This is a genomic window from Streptomyces sp. GbtcB7, from assembly GCF_019091445.1.
Classification (GTDB): Bacteria; Actinomycetota; Actinomycetes; order Streptomycetales; family Streptomycetaceae; genus Streptomyces; species Streptomyces mirabilis.
The window spans coordinates 519,799-538,585 of record NZ_JAGXJM010000003.1; the positions used below are offsets into that span (position 1 = coordinate 519,799).

16 protein-coding genes are annotated in these 18,787 nt (G+C 71.6%); 7 read left to right on the forward strand and 9 right to left on the reverse strand.

Going from position 1 to position 18,787, the window contains the following annotated elements:
• Positions 1-11: 11 nt before the first annotated feature.
• Positions 12-1,202 (reverse strand): acyl-CoA dehydrogenase family protein, encoded by a 1,191-nt coding sequence (locus tag KVT44_RS07670; protein WP_099923465.1) that lies wholly within the window; start codon positions 1,200-1,202, stop codon positions 12-14.
• 295 nt (positions 1,203-1,497) lie between these two features.
• On the reverse strand, positions 1,498-3,105 hold the full coding sequence (locus KVT44_RS07675) for an MFS transporter (RefSeq protein WP_099923464.1): 1,608 nt from the start codon (positions 3,103-3,105) through the stop codon (positions 1,498-1,500).
• Between the two features lie 259 nt (positions 3,106-3,364).
• Here KVT44_RS07675 and KVT44_RS07680 point away from each other — a divergent pair, with 259 nt between their 5' ends.
• On the forward strand, positions 3,365-4,534 hold the full coding sequence (locus KVT44_RS07680) for a glycosyltransferase family 39 protein (RefSeq protein ID WP_217566479.1): 1,170 nt from the start codon (positions 3,365-3,367) through the stop codon (positions 4,532-4,534).
• Between the two features lie 239 nt (positions 4,535-4,773).
• The gene (locus KVT44_RS07685) at positions 4,774-5,814 is read left to right on the forward strand and encodes a phosphatase PAP2 family protein (RefSeq protein ID WP_099923462.1); all 1,041 of its coding nucleotides are present in this window, start codon (positions 4,774-4,776) and stop codon (positions 5,812-5,814) included.
• A 107-nt stretch (positions 5,815-5,921) separates the two neighbouring features.
• On the opposite strand, the gene KVT44_RS07690 is transcribed toward KVT44_RS07685, so the two are convergent.
• Complete coding sequence (locus KVT44_RS07690; protein WP_075027802.1) at positions 5,922-6,137, reverse strand: I78 family peptidase inhibitor; 216 nt, start codon at positions 6,135-6,137, stop codon at positions 5,922-5,924.
• A gap of 414 nt (positions 6,138-6,551) precedes the next feature.
• Between KVT44_RS07690 and ctaD the strand changes: the two genes are divergently transcribed.
• Positions 6,552-8,246, forward strand: a complete 1,695-nt coding sequence (gene ctaD, locus KVT44_RS07695) for a cytochrome c oxidase subunit I (protein ID WP_217566480.1) — start codon at positions 6,552-6,554, stop codon at positions 8,244-8,246.
• Here ctaD and KVT44_RS07700 read toward each other — a convergent pair.
• The 4 genes from KVT44_RS07700 to KVT44_RS07715 form a co-directional block, all read right to left on the reverse strand.
• Complete coding sequence (locus KVT44_RS07700) at positions 8,128-9,165, reverse strand: YafY family protein (RefSeq protein WP_217566481.1); 1,038 nt, start codon at positions 9,163-9,165, stop codon at positions 8,128-8,130. The genes ctaD and KVT44_RS07700 overlap by 119 nt on opposite strands.
• Positions 9,166-9,232: 67 nt before the next feature.
• The gene (locus KVT44_RS07705) at positions 9,233-10,060 is read right to left on the reverse strand and encodes a hypothetical protein (protein ID WP_254649118.1); all 828 of its coding nucleotides are present in this window, start codon (positions 10,058-10,060) and stop codon (positions 9,233-9,235) included.
• Positions 10,061-10,197: 137 nt separating this feature from the next.
• Entirely contained in the window at positions 10,198-11,460 is a 1,263-nt protein-coding gene (locus KVT44_RS07710; RefSeq protein ID WP_217566518.1) for an ABC transporter substrate-binding protein, read from the reverse strand.
• A 48-nt stretch (positions 11,461-11,508) separates the two neighbouring features.
• Positions 11,509-12,051, reverse strand: coding sequence for a hypothetical protein (locus tag KVT44_RS07715; protein ID WP_217566482.1), 543 nt, complete (start codon positions 12,049-12,051; stop codon positions 11,509-11,511).
• A 131-nt stretch (positions 12,052-12,182) separates the two neighbouring features.
• On the opposite strand from KVT44_RS07715, the gene KVT44_RS07720 reads away from it, so the two are divergent.
• The 3 genes from KVT44_RS07720 to KVT44_RS07730 are packed head-to-tail and all read left to right on the forward strand — an operon-like array spanning position 12,183 to position 16,056.
• Entirely contained in the window at positions 12,183-12,677 is a 495-nt protein-coding gene (locus KVT44_RS07720) for a hypothetical protein (protein ID WP_099923458.1), read from the forward strand.
• Positions 12,677-15,403 (forward strand): ATP-binding cassette domain-containing protein, encoded by a 2,727-nt coding sequence (locus tag KVT44_RS07725; protein ID WP_217566483.1) that lies wholly within the window; start codon positions 12,677-12,679, stop codon positions 15,401-15,403. Before KVT44_RS07720 ends, KVT44_RS07725 begins: the two co-directional genes overlap by 1 nt.
• Complete coding sequence (locus tag KVT44_RS07730; protein ID WP_190169514.1) at positions 15,400-16,056, forward strand: ATP-binding cassette domain-containing protein; 657 nt, start codon at positions 15,400-15,402, stop codon at positions 16,054-16,056. Before KVT44_RS07725 ends, KVT44_RS07730 begins: the two co-directional genes overlap by 4 nt.
• Here the strand turns inward: KVT44_RS07730 and KVT44_RS59965 are convergent.
• Complete coding sequence (locus KVT44_RS59965) at positions 16,053-16,502, reverse strand: transglycosylase family protein (protein ID WP_099923455.1); 450 nt, start codon at positions 16,500-16,502, stop codon at positions 16,053-16,055. The two genes, KVT44_RS07730 and KVT44_RS59965, sit on opposite strands and share 4 nt — an antisense overlap.
• Before the next feature lie 99 nt (positions 16,503-16,601).
• Positions 16,602-17,318 carry a transglycosylase family protein gene (locus KVT44_RS07740; RefSeq protein ID WP_190169513.1) on the reverse strand — a complete coding sequence of 239 codons (717 nt, stop codon included), beginning with the start codon at positions 17,316-17,318 and terminating at the stop codon, positions 16,602-16,604.
• Between the two features lie 539 nt (positions 17,319-17,857).
• On the opposite strand from KVT44_RS07740, the gene KVT44_RS07745 reads away from it, so the two are divergent.
• Positions 17,858-18,631 (forward strand): hypothetical protein, encoded by a 774-nt coding sequence (locus KVT44_RS07745; RefSeq protein WP_099923453.1) that lies wholly within the window; start codon positions 17,858-17,860, stop codon positions 18,629-18,631.
• The last annotated feature ends 156 nt before the right edge of the window (positions 18,632-18,787 follow it).

The following is an 18,787-nucleotide window of genomic DNA, read 5'->3' on the forward strand; positions in this document are numbered from 1 at the left end:
CGGTGCTCGACTCACCGAAAGGCGTCGAGTCCGGTGAGCGCCTTGCCCAGCACGAGTTGATGCATCTCGACGGTGCCCTCGTAGGTGAGCACCGATTCGAGGTTGGTCGCGTGCCGCATCACGGGGTATTCGAGCGAGATCCCGTTGGCGCCGAGGATGGTACGGGCGGTCCGGCAGATCTCGATCGCCTCCCGTACGTTGTTGAGCTTGCCGAAACTGACCTGCTCGGGACGGAGCCGTCCCGCGTCCATCCGCCGCCCCAGATGGTGGGCGAGCAGAATCCCCTTGTGCAGTTCCACCGCCATGTCCGCCAGCTTGGCCTGGGTGAGCTGGAAGCCGCCGATGGGCCGCCCGAACTGTTCGCGCGTCTTCGCGTACTCGACGGCGGCCTCGAAACTGGCCCGCGCGGCGCCCATCGAGCCCCACACGATCCCGTACCGCGCGTGCGACAGACAGCTGAGCGGGCCCTTGAGCCCGGTCACGTCCGGCAGTACGGCGTCGGCGGGCAGCCGTACGTCGTCGAGTACGAGCTCGCTGGTCACGCTCGCCCGCAGGGACCACTTGTGCTTGATCTCGGGAGCGGAGAACCCGGGGGCGTCGGTGGGCACGACGAACCCCCGAATTCCGTCCTCACTCTGCGCCCAGACGACCGCGACCCCGGCCACGGACCCGTTCGTGATCCACATCTTGCGCCCGTTGAGCACCCAGTCGCCGCCGTCGCGCTTGGCGTACGTCCGCATGGCGCCCGGGTCGGACCCGTGGTCGGGCTCGGTCAGCCCGAAGCAACCGATGACCTCACCGGCGGCCATGCCCGGCAGCCACCGCTGCTTCTGCTCCTCGCTCCCGAACCGATGAATGGCGTACATGGCGAGGGAGCCCTGTACGGAGACGAGGGACCGGATGCCCGAGTCGGCGGCCTCCAGCTCCAGACAGGCGAGCCCGTACTGCACGGCGGTCGCGCCCGCGCATCCGTACCCCTCCAACGACATCCCGAGCGCCCCGATCCCGCCCAGCTCGCGCGCCAGTTCCCGGATCCCGGGCAGCTCGCCCTTCTCGTACCACTCGGCGACGTACGGCAGCACGCGGTCCGCGGCCCAGGTCCGTACGGTATCCCGGATCGCCAGGTCCTCCGGGTCCAGGAGGTCGTCGAGGCCGAGGGGGTCGGTGGGGTCGAAGGGCGGGAGCTTCGGGGACGCGGTCATGGGGGGCAGCCTCCGGCACGCTAAAACTAGCACCGCTAGTTACGGTCTCGCCCCGACGGTACGACCCAGCGTCCCGCACGTCCAGTACCTCTCCCACCCACGCACCACCCGTTTCCAGCGCGCTGACACGTGCGGGTCCCCGCGGGGGGGAAGCGCCATCGGCGGCTTCCGGTTCGATCGGGGGCGCTCGGCGGCCGTCGGGAAGTCGCAGGCGCCGACGGCGGGCAAGCCCCACGGGAGACCCGCAGGTGTCGACAGGGTGGAAACGGGTGGTGCGTGGGTGGGAGAACCTCGGCTACGCCGAGACGCGGGACTCCGCAACCCCCCGAGGCGCCGGAATCTCCGCCGAGCCCGCCGCAGGCACCCCACACTCCATGACCCGAGGCAACCGCAACGCCATCCCCGCCCCCAGCAACAACAACCCCGCACTGACGAGCAACGTCACATGCAGCCCGTGCACAAAGGAGTCCCGCGCCGCATGACGCAGGGCCACCCCCCGCACCCCGCCAAGCCGCGCAGCGACGTCGTACGCCTCTCCCAACGAGTGGCCCGCCGCAGCGGAGTCCCCCGGCGAGACCCCCGGTACGGACGACAGTCCGGGCGCGTACGCCGCGTTCATCACACTTCCCAGAAGCGCGATCCCGATCCCCGCCCCCAGCTGGTACGAGGTCTCGCCGATCGCCGCCGCCCCACCCGCCTGCGCCGGCGGCGCCTCGCTCAGCATCGACTCGTACGCCCCGAAGAGCGTCGTCTCCAGCCCGAACCCGAGCAGCACGAACCCGAAGAGCAGCAGCCCGGTGTTGTCGTTCCCGCCCATCGCGGTGAGCGTGACCACGGCCACCGCCGTGAGACAGAACCCGAAACAGACCATCGCGCGTGGCCCGAACCGCCGCAGCAGCCGCGCCCCCGCGAGCCCCGCGGCCATCGCCGCGAAGGTGAGCGGCAGCAGTCGCAGCCCGGTCTGCAGGGGCGAGAGCCCGAGGACCAGTTGCAGGTACTGCGCGGCTATCAGCTCAAGCCCGACCAGCGCGAGCATGGCGAGGACGATGCAGCACACGGACGTACTGAACGCGGGCCGCGAGAACATCCGCAGGTCCACCAGCGGATGCGCACGCCGCCGCTGGCGCCGTACGAAGGCGAACATCAGCGCGCCGCCGACGATCAGCGGCGCCAGCGTGAACGGACCGAACGGCGCTTCACCGCCGCCGAGCCGCTTGACTCCGAGCACGAGCCCGAAGAGCCCGGCGGCGGCCATCAGGGCCCCCACCACGTCCCAGGGACCGTCGCGGTCGCCGTAGGACTCGGGCAGCAGCAGCCGTCCGATCGGCAGGCTGATCAGCATCAGCGGGATGTTGACGAGGAAGACCGATCCCCACCAGAAGTGTTCGAGGAGGAACCCGCCGAGCAGCGGCCCGACCGCCGCGCCCACCGCGGCGACCGCGCTCCAGATGCCGATCGCGAGCGCCCGCTCCCGCCGGTCGGGAAAGACCTGGCGCAGGATCGACAGGGTCGCGGGCATGATCATCGCGCCGCCGACGCCGAGCAGGGCGCGCGCGCCGATGAGGACCTGGGCGTTGTCGGCGAGCGCGGCGATCCCGGAGGCGATGCCGAAGAGTCCGTATCCGAGGAGGAGCACACGTCTGCGGCCCACCCGGTCGCCCAGCGTGCCGAAGAGGATCAGCAGGGCGGCGCACACGAGCGGATAGACGTCGACGATCCAGAGCAGTTCTATCGCGCCGGGCTTGAGGTCCTCGGTGACGGCGGGCACCGCGACGTGCAGCACGGTGGCATCGAGGGCCACGAGGAGCAGGCTGACGCACAGCACCACGAGGACGACCCAGCGGTTGGCACCGGCCCCGGCCTCCCGACGGCGACGCGCGGCGGCCGTGGTCGTCCCGGACATGTACGTACCTCCCAGATGTTCCCTCGCGTTCGGCGATCCGCTGGGTGGGGACTCCCTGCGGCTGCGGTCCAGGAGGAGCGGGGTTCCGGACGCACGCATCAAAGGCGAGTGAGCGGCCAGAGTACGCGAGTTCCTGTCGCATACACGTGGCGGACCTCTCACGTTCTCCTTGCCGAGCGTGTGGCGTACGCCACGCTCCCCCTGGTGCAGCACGCCCCGGACGGCCGCCCGGTTCCGCCCGCCGTCGATAATCGAGCCCGTGACCGATCTTGAGACGCCCCTCGCGACGCCGCCCGGCGCGAGCGCGCCACGCCGGGCCGCGCCCGCCCTCCTCGGGTACGCCGCGGTACGGGCCCTGGGCGTCCTCACGCTCGCGCTGTGGAGCGCGGCGAACGGCAAGAGCGCCCACAAACTGCTGACGGCCCGCTGGGACTCGCTCTGGTACACCCGCGTCGCCGATCTCGGCTACGGCTACGAGGTGCGGCTGCCCAACGGTGACGTGCACTCGAACCTCGCGTTCTTCCCGCTGCTGCCCTGGCTGGAGCGGCTCGTCTCGGCGCTCACCCCTCTGTCGTACGCGGATGCCGGGCTGCTGGTCAGCACGCTGGCCTCGCTCGCCGCGGCCTGGGGGATCTTCGCCGTCGCGGACCACGTGTACGGCCCCCGCGTGGGTGTCTGCGCGGTGCTGGTCTGGGCGGTGCTGCCGGTCGGCGTCGTGCAGTCGATGGCGTACAGCGAGTCCCTGTTCACGGCGCTCGCCGCCTGGTCGCTCTACGCGGTGCTGACCGGCCGCTGGGTGACGGCCGGCCTGCTCGCCGCCTTCGCCGGCCTGACCCGCCCGGTGGGGGCCGCGGTGGTCGCGGCCCTGTGGGTGGCGGCCATCGCCTCGTTCGTGCGGGATCGGAGCGCGCACCCCGCGCACGGCGCGCCCGTGCTCCCACACGCCCTCGGCATGCTCCTCGCGCCGCTCGGCGCCGCCGGGTATGTGCTCTGGGTCGGCCACCGCACGGGCAAGGGGCCGCTCGGCTATCTCGACGTCCAGGCGGGCTGGCGCAACGGATTCGACGGCGGGTACGCGTTCGCCCGCTTCGTGGGCGACAAGTTCACGTCATTCCCGTCGGCCCTGGCCGGCGTCGGACTGATCGTCGGAGTCGCGCTGATCCTCTGGCTGTACGTGACGTGCGTACGACAGGGCCAGCCGACGGCGCTGCTGGTGTACGCGGGGATCGTCATCGCGCTCGCCCTCTGCGCGTCGAGCTACTTCGGCTCGAAACCGCGCCTCCTGCTGCCCGCTTTCCCCCTCTTGCTCCCCCTCGCGCTGGCCCTGGCCCGACTGCGTACGTCCAGGTCAGCGCTGATTCTCGGTGGCGTGGCGATGGCCTCCGCGCTCTACGGAGCGTTCTGGCTGAACGGCTCCGGTCCACCATGATCCACCCGTTGACGCTCGGTGAGCGGCCGGAGAATTCCACCCCAGGATTCGGTGAACGAATTCAAAAGTGGCATAAAACAGAAGCCCGAGCCGATCAATGGAATTGAAGGATCGGTGCGCCGATGATTAGAGAATCATTGGAATTAAACATCGCCCTGAGAGGAATCCCACATCACATCGTCATCACAAAGCGAGTGATTCGGCCTGGAACGCAGCTCACTCGCTGTAACGTCGATTGAGTGCGTACCGAACGAAACCTCACCCGTCTGGACCGGGTCTTCGCCCGGTTGGACCGTGAGCCGGAACGGCCGGCGAACATCGATGTGCCGAAGATGAGCAGGCACAGGGTTGTGCTCTTCGGAGCCACCCTGGCCTTCTACGTGGCCATCGTGTGGGCCGTTGCGATCACATCGTGGCTGGTCCGGTTCGACTGGCAGGTCATGTTCTTCCGGCCCTATCAGCAGTGGCCGGAGATCCACGCGTTCCTCGACTACTACGTGGTGCTGGGCCAGCGCGGTCCCACCGCCGTGATGGTCGCCGCGTGGCTGGGCTGGCGCTCCTGGCGGCAGCACACCCTGCGCCCGATGCTCACGCTGGGCGCCTCGCTGCTGCTGCTCAACATCACGGTCGGCGCCGCGAAGCTCGGCATGGGCCGCCTCGGCCCGCACTACGCCATCACGATCGGCTCGAACGAGATGGGTCTGGGCGGCGATATATTTCCTTCGGGCCACACCGCGAACGCCGTCGTGACCTGGGGAATCCTGGCCTATCTGGCCTCCACCCCGCGGGCGAGGCGCTGGCTGTCGGCGCTGTCCGCCGTGACCTCGCTCGGCGTCGGCCTCACCACCGTCTACCTCGGTACGCACTGGCTGAGCGATGTGCTGCTGGGCTGGGCCGCCGGTCTGCTGATCCTGCTGGCGCTGCCGTGGTGCGAGCCGCTGATCGCCCGCGCCGAGACCGGTCTGTTCACCCTGCGCGACGCCTGGCGCGCCCGCCGCGGCCGTGCGGTGCCCGCCCCGGCCGAGGCTCCGGTCGGCTCCCCGGTCGGTGCGCCCGTGCTGGTCAAGCAGTCGGTCCCGGTGGACGAGGAGGCTCCGGCGCGCGGAGCGGTGCCCACCGCCCGCCCGCCCCGGGCACCGGTCTACCTGGCGCCCGGACCCCACACGACCCGCTCGGAGCGCACCCCGGTCACCCCGGTCGGCAGCCGCCGTCCACCGCACTCGGACCGCGTGGCGCGCACCACCACGACGACGTCCGCCCGGCCGCTGACAGGCGGCTGAGGCACAACGGACCGATCATGGAGAACAGCGGGGCCGGTACGCACAACCTCCCCGCACGGCGAAGGCCCCCGGCTCGTGAGCTGGGGGCCTTCGCGCATTCCGTGGTCTCAGCCCTTCCAGCAGCGGGTCACCCGGCCGTCGGTGACCTCGAAGTTCAGCCGCCCCGTGCGGTACTCCATGGTGATGATCGCGCCGGGCGGCAGCGAGCGCACCGTGGACCAGCCGTGCTCCCGGGCGCGGTGCTCGGCGCTCCTCGCCTCCAGGCCGACATAGGCCTGCGGACTGTCCTGGGGCTCTGCGGGCGGGGTGGGAATGGGTGCCATGACCGCCACGTTAGGCGGCTGACCGCGGCGGGGGAAGTCCGGGCCGGAGACCATGCGTCACCCGTGCCCCTCCGGTCACACTTCTGTCACAGGGTCACGACACCCGTTTCGGCCGAACTCCGTCACACGTACGAGGGGTTCCGTACGTGTCCCGCACGCCTTCGAACGTAATTCGGGACTACCTTGACGCCGTCCCGAATAACCCAATGGAAAGTGCGGAGTCCCCCCTCGAGATCCCGTGGGGGAAGCCTTTCCATTCCGATTCCGGGGCATGTCGCGGAAGCTGACACCGCATAGGAAATGCACGGTTCCAGCACAGAACCCCCGCACACCCTCTGTCGGAGCGCGGAGCGATGCGAGCACCACGGCGTGAGCTTCAGGCAGGCCCACGGCGCGACGGCGAAGGGGCGAGCAATGGGCACGGAGACCGCGCGGGCGACGGCGCGACCCCTACACAGGAGGCAGCGACCGGGGCGGCTCGCCGTGGACTGGCTCACCACGACGGACCACAAGAAGATCGGGCACCTCTACCTGATCACGTCTTTCGCCTTCTTTCTCATCGGCGGTCTGATGGCGTTGGTGATGCGCGCCGAACTCGCCCGGCCCGGTCTGCAGATCGTGGACAACAACCAGTTCAACCAGTTGTTCACCCTGCACGGCACGATCATGCTGCTGCTGTTCGCCACCCCGACCTTCGCCGGGTTCGCCAACGAGATCATGCCGCTGCAGATCGGCTCCCCGGACGTCGCCTTCCCCCGCCTGAACATGCTGTCGTACTGGTTCTTCCTCTTCGGCGGCCTGATCGTCCTCGGCTCGCTCATGGTGCCCGACGGGCCCGCCTCCTTCGGCTGGTTCGCCTATGCCCCGCTCAACAGCCTGGAGCGGTCTCCGAACATCGGCGCCGACATGTGGATCATGGGCCTGGCGCTGACGGGCTTCGGCACGATCCTCGGCGCGGTGAACTTCATCACGACCATCGTCGGGATGCGGGCCCCCGGCATGACGATGTTCCGGCTGCCGATCTTCACCTGGAACATCCTCTTCACCTCGATCCTCGTCCTCTTCGCGTTCCCGGTGCTCGCGGCGGCGCTGCTGGTCCTGGAGGCGGACCGGCGCTTCGGGTCGGTGGTGTTCGAGGCGGCCAACGGCGGCGCGCTGCTGTGGCAGCACCTGTTCTGGTTCTTCGGGCATCCCGAGGTCTACATCATCGCGTTGCCGTTCTTCGGGATCATCACGGAGATCCTGCCGGTCTTCAGCAGGAAGCCGGTCTTCGGCTATCTGACGCTGGTCGCCGCGACGATGGCCATCACCGGTCTGTCGATCGTGGTGTGGGCGCACCACATGTTCGCGACGGGCGCGGTGTTGCTGCCGTTCTTCTCCTTCATGTCGTTCATGATCGCGGTGCCCACGGGGGTGAAGTTCTTCAACTGGAGCGGGACGATGATCAAGGGCTCGCTCTCTTTCGAGACGCCCATGCTGTGGGCCATCGGTTTCCTGGTGTCGTTCCTGTTCGGCGGTCTGACCGGGGTGATCCTGGCCTCGCCGCCGATGGACTTCGAGGTCACCGACTCGTACTTCGTGGTCGCGCACTTCCACTACGTCGTCTTCGGCACCGTCGTCTTCGCGACTTTCGGCGGCTTCTACTTCTGGTGGCCCAAGTTCACCGGCAAGATGCTCGACGAACGGCTCGGCAAGATCCATTTCTGGACGCTCTTCGTCGGCTTCCACACGACGTTCCTGGTGCAGCACTGGCTGGGTGCCGAGGGCATGCCGCGCCGGTACGCGGACTATCTGGCCGCCGACGGCTTCACGGCGCTCAACACCGTCTCGACGATCGGCGCGTTCCTGCTGGGCATGTCGACGCTGCCGTTCCTCTACAACGTCTGGAAGACGTCCAAGTACGGCACGAAGGTCGAGGTGGACGACCCCTGGGGCTTCGGCCGCTCCCTGGAGTGGGCGACGTCGTGTCCGCCGCCCCGGCACAACTTCGTCACGCTGCCCCGGATCCGCTCCGAGAGCCCGGCGTTCGACCTGCACCATCCCCTGTACGGGGTGATCGCTCAGGAGAGCGCTCCAGCGCCCGGGACAACCGGTCCCGGGCCGTCCTGATCGCCTCGGTGAGTTCGGCCGGCTCCAGGACCTCGAACTCGAAGCCCGTCAGCATCACGTGAATCACCATCACGTCGAGGCCGGCGGCGCCGGTGCGCAGGACGCAGCTGTCCTCCCCGGAGGCTTCCAGCGTCCCCGCCGAGGGGGAGATCCGCTCGGCCGCCTCTGCCAGGGGCACGAAGAGCCGGACGACCGCCTGCGAGGCGTAGGCGCGTGTGGAGACCCCTTGGGAGACGTACGCCGCCAGATCCTCGGCCGGTGGCGTACGGGGGGTGAAGCGGGGTCCGTGCGGAGGCGTGGGGGTGATGCGGTCGGCCCGGAACGTGCGCCAGTCGTCGCGGTCGACGTCCCAGGCGACCAGGTACCAGCGGCGTTCGGTGCACACCAGGCGGTGCGGTTCGACGGTCCGGCGGGTCGGGGAGCCGGCGTGGTCGCGGTACTCGAAGCGCAGCCGCTCACCGTCGCGGCAGGCGTTGGCGAGTTCCGTGAGCACGCCCGGGTCCACGGCGGAGGGCTGGGGGCCGCGCAGCATCGGCACGGTGAAGGCGTTGAGGGCGCTCACGCGGCGGCGCAGTCGGCTCGGCAGGACCTGTTCGAGCTTGGCGAGGGCGCGTACGGAGGTCTCGCCGATGCCCTCGATGCCCTGCCCGGCGGCCGTGCGCAGCCCGACCGCGACGGCCACCGCCTCGTCGTCGTCCAGCAGCAGCGGCGGCAGCTCGGCCCCCGCGCCGAGCTGGTAGCCGCCTCCCGTGCCCGGGCTGGCGTTGACGGGATAGCCCAGCTCGCGCAGCCGGTCCACATCGCGGCGGATCGTGCGGGGCGTCACGCCCAGACGGCCCGCCAGATCGGCCCCGGACCATTCGCGGTGGGCCTGCAGCAGTGAGAGCAACCGCAGCAGCCGTGCCGATGTCTCCAACATGCCGTCGAGTCTGCCAGCCCTTGCGGACAGCCACGGTCCGCAAGGTGCTCCTGGGCGCCGGGCTCGGTCAGCCGGCCGCGGTGACCGTCACGGACAGATCGTTGTCCCGCGTGTAGGAGGGTCCGGCCTCCACCGGGCCGTGCAGGGTCTTCACCGGCACCCTCGGGTGGATGAGGAAGGGGCGCTTGTCGGCGATGGCGTCGAGCAGCCGCGCGATCCGTACCCGGGGCCCGCCCTCCCCCGCCGGGCGCAGCCACAGGTCCCAGACGCCGGGCCGCAGGGCGCCGTATGCCACCGTGAAGCCGAACTCCGCCTGCTCCACGGCCACTTCCGCGCGGATCGGCGGACCGGCCGCGTCCCGGTGGCAGACCTCGGCATACGCGTCCGGCACGAGGGGAACGCCGTACACCCGGCCTCGTACGCCCAGTCCCCGCTCCCCCCGGTACAGCTCGACGGCCTCCGCGTGCGGGACCCGCAGCCAGCTGCGCACGGAGAGGTTGCCGTGCCGGGTCGCGTACGGGATGCGGACGGCGACATGGCCGAGGGAGCCGCTGGGGACCCGGGCGACGAGCGAGCGCAGGTCGTTGACGCCGGGGGCCAGCCGTCGCGGCTCGCCTCCCGCGACCTGGGCGTAGGCGTCCCAGCGGCCCTCGGGCAGGGCGACGCCGCTGGGCAGCGCGGCGCGCAGCCGGCCGTCCCCGGTGGGCGTCAGCGGCAGGCTGACCTCCTCGTGGCCCTCGCGGCGGCGCAGCACCAGGAGCGCGGCGCCCGGCTCGCCGGTCTCGGTGACGTCGAAGGTCAGTCCGCCCGCGGAGTCGGCGATGCAGTCGGCGCACGGGGGCACGGCGGCGTCCGGGTCGGCGCGGTGCCGAGCGGTCCGCGGGACCGGCGTCATCATGCGAGCGCCCTTTCGTGCGGGGCGGCACCACCGGGTCCTCCGTCGGATCCGCCTCCTGTCGGGATAGACCCCAGGCCCGGGTGAATGGTTGCTTCTCATGTGCACATCAGGGCGCGCTGGACAGCCGAGGCACGTCAGGGCTCGTACGACAGTTGCGGCACCTCGAAGCAGTCGCTGTTCATGTCGCCCTGGGAGACCCAGCCCCTGCCGTCCTCCCAGCGGGCCACCGAGACGCAGGTCCGGCGGGTCTTCGGGGGCGTGGGCAGGCGCTCGGAGGAGACGGGGATCAGCAGGCCGTCGGCGGTGTACGGGGCGCCGCGGTTCATGAAGCGGTCGACACACGCGCGTGTGACGCCCGTTTTCGCGCAGGACTTCGCGGCGTCCGTGAACCACATCGCGGCCGCCCAGCCCTCCAGCTGCCACTGGGAGTGCGTGGGCAGGCCCTTGGTGGCGTCCCGGAACGCGCGGACGGCGGCGTCGGAGGTGTCCTCGTAGTTCCGGCTGGATCCGGTCGCCCACAGGGCGTTGCGGCAGCGCGGGGCGTCCTTGTAGTCCTCGGGGACGGTGGAGGTCCAGTTCTGCACGTTGGTGACCTTGGCGATGACCTTGGCGCCGACGTCGTCCATCGCCTTGCACAGCTGGGCGTTGCCGTGCGTGTCGAGGGCGTCGAAGACGAGGTCGGCGCCCTGGTCCTTCAGATCGGCCGCGGCGGCGCGGAAGTTGGGCAGCGCGAAGTCGACCTGTTCGGTGACCACCTGGTAGCCCTCGGCCTTCAGGCCCCGGGTGACGAGCCGGGCGTACGCGGCCGACGCGGACTGGTTGTAGGAGATCACGGCGGCCGTACGGGCGCCCTGGACGCGCTTGAAGTATCGGTAGACCTCGGTGCCGCCGTACAGCTTCCCGCCCCAGCCCGGTGTTCCCTCGCGGGGCGCGAGGCTGCCGTAGATCCCGTAGAGGTGCGGATAGGTGTCGTAGGCCGCGCCGATGGGCTGTCCGCCGATGTCGGGCACTCCGGCGGCGGACACGCGGGAGGCGCCCGCGTAGTCGAGGGCGGTGGTGGCGACGAGGGCGACGACCTTGTCCTCGTCGATGAGCCGGTGCACGCACTCGTTGTCGCCCACGCCACTGCCGCCGTCGTCGCAGGTGCGCACCTCGACCGGGCGGCCGCCGATGCCCCCGCGCGCGTTGAGACGGTCGAAGTAGGCCTTGGCCCCGTCGCGGGGGCCGGTGAAGGCGGAGCCGCCGACGGGGCTGGTGGCGCTGGTGACGATGCCGACGCGCAGCGGGGCGGTGCTCTGCGGGGCGGGCGTGGTCCGGTGCTCGAAGTCGCTCTCGGGCAGGCGGCTGCCGCAGGCCGCCGTACCCAGGACGAGTGCCGTGCCCAGCAGGAGCGGCAGGCCCGCGGCGAGGACTCCTCCGGGAACTCCCTTGGGGCGCACGGCGGGTCAGCAGCCGGCCGGGGTCGCGGATCCGTCGCCGCTCAACGCGACCAGGGCGCAGAGGGTGTTGTCGGAGACCTTCCAGGTGCCGTTCTCGTAGACGGCCGTCCCGGAGGCGTTGGGCAGGGCGGTCGCGCCCTTCAGGGTCAGCGCGTACGTCACCTCGGCCACGGCGGGCGCGGTGAACACGACCTTCTGGACCTGGGCCGCGACCTGCTGACCACGTTTGTCGCCGCTGAAGCCCTGGACGACCGCGGTCATCCTGTCGCCGTTCTCCAGGTAGTTCAGTTTGTCCTTGACGGGGACGGACGGGGAGAAGAACTTCTCCCAGTTCCGCCTGACCTGGTTCTCGGCCGCCGCCGGGTCGTCCGGGCCGGTCGGGCTGGCCGACGCGCTGCTGGGCCGCTCCACCGTGGGGGTGGGCGGAGGGGTAGAACTCCCGCCGCCGCTGCTGTCGCCGCACGCCGTGAGGGCCCCGGCGAGGACGAGCGCGACCAGCGCCGCCACCCCCCGGCCGTTGTCCCGCCTGAGGTCGCTCCCGAGAACCATGCTGGCTCACCACCGGGTGTCGGTCCGGGCCGACCGCGCCCGGAGCTTTCAGGGTCAGCTTCCAGAAGGCATAGTGCAAGTCCATTGGCGGACTTGGAAGACAGACAGACACACGACGTCTGGGAGCCAGGATGCGGACATCTCGACTGCGGACCGTGCACCCCGTCCTGTGGGCCGGGTGCGCCGCCCTCGCCGCCGGGGCGGTGCTGTGCGTCATCGGCTGGTACGGCGTCTCGGGCGAGCGGTACGCGGAACGGCAGTTGCCCTTCCTGGCGTCCTGCACGGTTCCCGGGGCCGCGCTGATCGTCGCGGGCGCGGTGCTGCTCACGCACGGCAGGAACGCCCTGGCTGCGGCGCGTGTCGAGGAGTTGTACGGGCTGCTGGTGGCGGCCGAGCCCGCCGACGCGGAGCGGTCCGAACAGGCCGCCGTGGCGCCGCTCGCCGTCAGCGGGGCGCTGCTGATGGTCCCCGGGGGCACGCTGTGGCACCGCGCGGACTGCCCGCTGGTCGCGGGGAAGGCCGCCGCCGTGCCGGTGGACTCGCGGGTGCTGGCGAGCGGGGAGTTGGGCCCGTGCCCGATCTGTGAGCCGCCCGCGGCCGAGCGGTCGCCCGCGCCGGAGCGGTGATGAGCGGTTCCCTGACGTACGACCTCACGCTGGCCGGGCTCTCGGTCGGCGGCGCGGCGGCGCTGACCGGGATCGGGCTGGTCGTCACCCACCGGGCGACCGGGGTGCTGAACTTCGCGCACGGCGCGATCGCGATGGTGTGCGCGTATCTGCTGCGGCAGTTCACGGTGGTGTGGGGCTGGCCGCTCGCGCTCGGTGCCGCGGTGACGCTGCTGTTGGTGGCCCCCTCGATCGGCATGGCCCTGGAACGGTTCGTCTTCCGCCCCCTGTCCGTCCTCGGCGGCGACCCGGCGCAGACGCTGGTCGCGTCTCTCGGCGTCTTCGTGCTGCTGGTCGGCGGGGCCGCGCTGGTGTGGGGCACCGGGGCGCGCGCGGACGCGCCGACGCTGGTGTCGGCGGACCCGTGGGGGCAGTTGGCGGTCGCCGTCGCACTGGCGGTCGGGGTGGGGGGCGTGACGCGCTGGACACGCTTGGGCACGGAACTGCGGGCCGTGGTCGACGACCGCTCGCTCGCCGTGCTCGGCGGCATCGACGCGGACCGGGTGGCCGCCGCGGGCTGGGCGTTCGGCTCCTTCACGGCGGGCCTGACGGGCGTGCTCCTGGCGCCGTACGTACGACTCGATCCGTACGGCATGCCGTTGCTCGTCATGGAGGTGATGGCGGTGGCCGTCGCCGCCCGGATGCGCAGCCTGCCGGTGGCCGTCGTGGTGGCGCTGGGTCTCGGGGTCGCGCAGAGTCAGCTGACGCGGCTGCATCCGGCGGGCTGGGCGGAGCCGCTGCTCCAGGCGGTGGGCGCGAACCTGTTCGTGGTGGCCCTGTTGGTCGCGGCGCTCGTCCTGCCGGGGATCGGCGACCGGGACGTCCTGCCGCGTACGGCGACGGCCCGGGTGGTGACGCCCCCGGGCGCGTGGATCGTCGCGGTCGTGCTGTTCCTGCTGCCGCTCGGCCTCGCGGGCTCGGACCTGCACACGTCGGTGCAGGTGCCCGCGCTGGGTGTGGTGCTCCTGTCCCTGGTCGTGGTGACCGGCCGCGGCGGTCAGATCTCCCTCGGGCAGGCGGCGTACGCCGGTCTGGGCGCCCTCTTCACCGCGCTGCTGGCCGCGGGCCGCTTCCCCGGACTGCCCCGTCTGCCCGAACTGGCCGCGCTGGCGGTGGCGGTGGTGCTGGTCGCCCCGCTCGGGGTCCTGACCGGCTGGCCGGCGATCGGCCGCCACGGCCTGGCGCTGGCCCTGGCGACGTTCGCCGTGGGGGTGGGTGTCAGCCGTTTCGTCTTCGCCCAGCCCTACGCGACCTCGGGGCTGTCCCTGGATCGCCCGGCGGGCTTCGACGGCGACCGCGCGTACTACGTGCTCGAACTGGGGCTGCTGGCGGCCGCGCTGCTGGCGACGGGGGCGCTGCGCCGGGGCCGTACGGGCCGCGCCCTGGCCGCGATGCGCGACCACGCGTCGGGCGCCTCCGCGGCGGGCGTACGGGTCCCTTCGCTGAAGCTGACGGCCTTCGTGGCGGGCGCCGCCCTGGCCGCGCTGGGTGGGGGGATGCTCGGCATGGGTCTGCGCGCCTTCGACGCGACGGCGTACGACCCGGTGCGCGGGCTGCTCTGGTTCGCGGCGGTCGTGGTCCTCGGCGCCGACAGCGCCCTCGGCGCGCTGGCCGCGGCGGCGTTGCTGGTGGGGCTCGACGCGGGGGCGCGCGGCGGGGTCGCCGCGGCGCTGATCGGGGTCCTCGCCGTGTTCGTCGGCCGGTTCCCCGGTGGCCCGTACGAGGCCCTGCGCACGGCGACGTCCCGGCTCCGGCCGCGCCGCGGGGCGACGCCGACCCCGCTGGGGGCGCGGGTGCGGCGACGACTGCGGCCGGTGGAGACGGGGCCCACCGGACGGCCGGACGGCACCGAACCGGCGCCCGCCGCCGCGCCACCGGGCGCCGGTGACCGCCCAGGTCCCGACGGGCCCACGAGGACGGCCCGAGGTCCGCAAGCCGCAACACCCGGGCGGGACACCACATCACGCAGACCGAGCGCCCCGCATACTCCGGCCGCGGCGACGCCCGGATCTCTGTTCGCCCGACGGATACGGGTCGCCTACGACGGGTTCACCGCGCTCGACGGGGTCGATCTCGAGGTCCGGCCCGGGTGGGTCACCGCTGTCGTGGGGCCCAACGGGGCCGGCAAGAGCACCCTGTTCCACTGCCTCGCCGGAACGCTCCGACCCTCGCACGGCCGGGTGCTGTTCGGCGAACGGGACATCACCCGGCTCGCGGCGCACGCCCGGACCCGGCTCGGCATCGCGCGGACCTTCCAGCAGCTGGCCGTCTTCCCCTCGTTGACGGTGGCCGAGAACGTCCAGGTGGGGGCGGAGCAGGGCCGGATCGCCGATCCCGCCGCGGCGGAACGGGCGTTGCGGCTGTTCGGGCTCGACGGGCCGGTCCGCGCATTGCCCGCCGAGGGACTGCCGACCGGGACGCTCAGACGCGTCGAGCTGGCGCGGGCCCTCGCGGGAAGTCCGCACGTGCTGCTGCTCGACGAGCCCGCCGCGGGCCTGGACACCGCCGAAGTGACGGCGCTGGCCCGGGTACTGCGCGCACTAGCCGCGGACGGCACGGCCCTGCTGGTCGTCGAGCACGACCTCGATCTGGTCGCCGACCTCGCCGACGTCGTCCATGTCATGACCGCCGGACGCGTCGTCACCTCCGGCCCCGCCCGCCACGTACTGGAGCGGGGGCGCGGATGAACATCTCCCTGCGCCACGCGCGCGTGCGCTACGGCCCCCTGGAGGCCCTGCACGGCGTGACCCTGGTCGCGCCCGGCCCCGGCCTCACCGTGCTGCTCGGCCGCAACGGCTCGGGCCGTACGACCGCCCTGCGCGCCCTCGCGGGAACCGTGCCGCTGTCCGACGGCGCCGTCGTCTGGGACGGGGTGGACGTGACCCGGCTGCCCGCCTTCGAACGGGCCCGGCGCGGATTGTGCCTGGTCCCGGAGCGTCGGGCCGTCTTCGGCTCGCTCACGGTCCGCGAGCACCTGGAGCTGACCGCGCCCGACTTCGCTCCCGTCCTCGACGCGTACCCGCAGTTGGAGCCCCTCCTTCCGCGCCGCGCCGGCACCCTCTCCGGGGGCGAGCAGCGCATGCTCGCCCTCTCCCGCGCCCTGCTGGCACCCGCGCGTGTGGTGCTCGTCGACGAGCCCGCCCAGGGCATGTCACCGGCGGTCGCGGCCCGCACGTACGAACTCCTCGGCGGCCTCGACGCGTGCGTGGTGGTCGCCGAGCAGCGGCTGCCGCCCGGTCTGCGCGAACGGGCGGGCCGGACAACCTACGTCCATGAACTGAGCCGGGGCTCGGTCGCGTTCAGCGGAGAGGCGGCCGAAGTGCGCCGCCGGCAGACCTAGAACGTCCGACCGGGGTTCATCACACGTGTGCGGTGCCGGAGTTTGTACCTCTTGGCACAGACAGGCCAGGCGCCCCACCCCTGGACGCGCACCACCCGCTTGGCGACCTTGATCTGTTCCTCCCGCCGGGCCAGATCCGCGCGCGGGGCGTACGCTCGGCCGCCGAACGCCACCCAGGTGGCCTGCCTGAACTGCAGTCCTCCGTAGTGGTGGTTTCCGGTGTTCGCGTGCCAGCGCCCGCTGCTCTCGCACTTGGCGAGACAGCCCCAGGGCCAATGGTCCCGCGCACACTTGTACGACACCCGCCCCGCCCAAGGGCCGGAGAACGGGGACGGGGACGCGACGGCCGCCCTCGCGGGAACGAGGACGGCCAGGATGGCCACGGTCGCGGCCACGTACCGCATGCGCTTGCTCAACAGGGGCGATGGCGTCGGCTCGAGGTGCATCGGGTCACGTTAAACAGCACACCGGGCGTGTCCGCCCCGCCGCGCCCGGGGCCCCACCCGGTCGGAGGACCGGGTGGGGCGGCGGGGTGGAGCCGGGGCTCAGAGGTCGAGCCGCTGGCCGGGCATGATCAGGTCGGGGTCACCGCCGATGACCGCCCGGTTGGCGGCGTAGATCTTCCGCCAGGTCGTTCCGTGCCGCTCCGCGATACCGCTCAGGGTGTCGCCGCCGCGGACGGTGTAGTCGCCGCGGGACGCCGCGCGGTTCGTGTGGCCGGATGCGCGCGCCGGGGCCTCGGACGCCTGTGCGGGGGCCGACTTGGTCGTCGACTTGGTGGGAGCCGACTTGGAGGCCGATTTCGACGTCGACTTGGGTGCCGCCTTGGGGGCCGACTTCGTGGTGGCCGACCCTCCGGACGACGCGGCGCCCGAGGACGCGGGTGCGTTGCCATATGCTCCGGCCCGCGCCGAACAGGTGGGCCAGGCGCCCCATCCCTGTGCGTTCTGGACCTTGGTGGCAACGGCTATCTGGGCGGCCTTGGAGGCCTTGTCGGCGGTCGACGCGTAGGCCGTACCGCCGTACGCCCGCCAGGTGCCGGCGGAGAACTGCAGTCCTCCGTAGTAGCCGTTGCCGGTGTTGATGTGCCAGTTTCCGCCGCTCTCGCACTTGGCGATGCGGTCCCACACTCCGCTGTCGGCCGCGGCGGCGTTGCCGGTCGCGGCGAGCAGTCCGAGCGGGGCGAGCAGAGCCGCCCCGGTGAGGACCGCCGTCGTACGCGTCGTACGAACCTTACGAGTGTTATCGGCACATGCGGACATGTAGTTCCCTCTCGAAACACCCGGGATCCCCCAAGGCGGGGCGCGACTTCCTGCGCGTAGGACGCGGTCGTCGTGCTCCGCCCCGTCCGCCGGAGGTGGTGCTGCGAACCAGTCGTACGGTTCGGCCGGCGGACGTACCCGAGCGGTGCTCTGTGCACACGGCCGAGAAATCTATGGACACGGTCGCCCCGATATCAACCAACTCCATGTCATTCGAGGCCAGTTCACAGTTACCGCGGGTATCGGCGATTTTCAGCCACCCACTTCATAGGCTGATTTCAGGATTTATCGACCAGCCGCTCAAGTGACCTGTGACCCACTTCACGGAACCAACTTCCTTGAACGCACACGAAGTTGGCTCGGAGTAACAGATTCCGCACAAGGGATCACCCTGCGCGTCGGATGGTTCGATTCCGTTCGCTCCCGAGCGTGACTCCGGCCACAGATCGCCCGTTGTCATCTTCATGAGCCGGGACCCCCGGATTCATGGGCCGGGAGCCACCCGGCATCGCCACGCACCGCATCCCGAGGAGCCACCCGTGCCGCGCATGCTCGACGTCAGCGACGACGTACGCGCCGAGATCGGCGACGAAGAAGCCGACCGGCTGCTCGCCGGAGAGAACGCCCCGGGCAGTTACGACTGCACGTCCTGCCGCACCCCGGGCGACTCGGAACAGGAGCGCACCAGCACCGTCCTGTTCATCGGCGACGAGACCGCCGTCCTCGCCTTCGCCCACGCCACCTGTCTGCCCTCACAGGTCGTCCAGGTCACCGAGGAGCAACTCCAGGGCGCCGTCCGCTCGATCAACCCCGACGGCGTGCCCGCCCAGGCCGCGCCCGAGCAGGCCGTGCTCGGCGTCACCAGCGGACTCATCCTGATCAGCGGCGAGTTGCACCCCGCGCTCGTCGTCGAGCCCACGGGACCCATCGTGCGGCCCGGCTCGACGGACATCGGTGACGACTTCCTGCCGCTCCTCATCGAACAGGGGTTCATGCCGGTGACCGAGCTGAGCTCGGTGCCGCCGGTGCTGCACGGGTGGTCCGTGCTGCTCGCCATGGGGCAACTGCACGCCGTGCTCCAGCCGGGCACCGGGGGCGGGTCGCCCGTCGCCTGGTGGCAGGCGCACCAGGCGCTCCAGGTCGCGGAGAGCTGGCGGGCCGCCGCCAACAAGCACCAGCAGGTGCTGCTGTTCGCGGCGCCGGTCGGGTCGATCGGGCGGCAGCCGCGGGAGGATCTGCTGCGGGACGCGCTGGACAAGGCGGCGGCGAACGGGAAGTTGGTGGCTGCCGCGATGCCGCTCGCCGGAACGTGAGCGTTCCACCGGGGCGAGCCGGGTGCGGGGGTGCGTTGTCGGCTGCGGGTCGTGTGTGGCCGGTCGCGCAGTTCCCCGCGCCCCTGAAGGGCTTGCGCCCCTGACGGGGCGGGAGGAAGCAAAGGTGTGACCGCATCTGTTGGGCTGTGGGGTCGT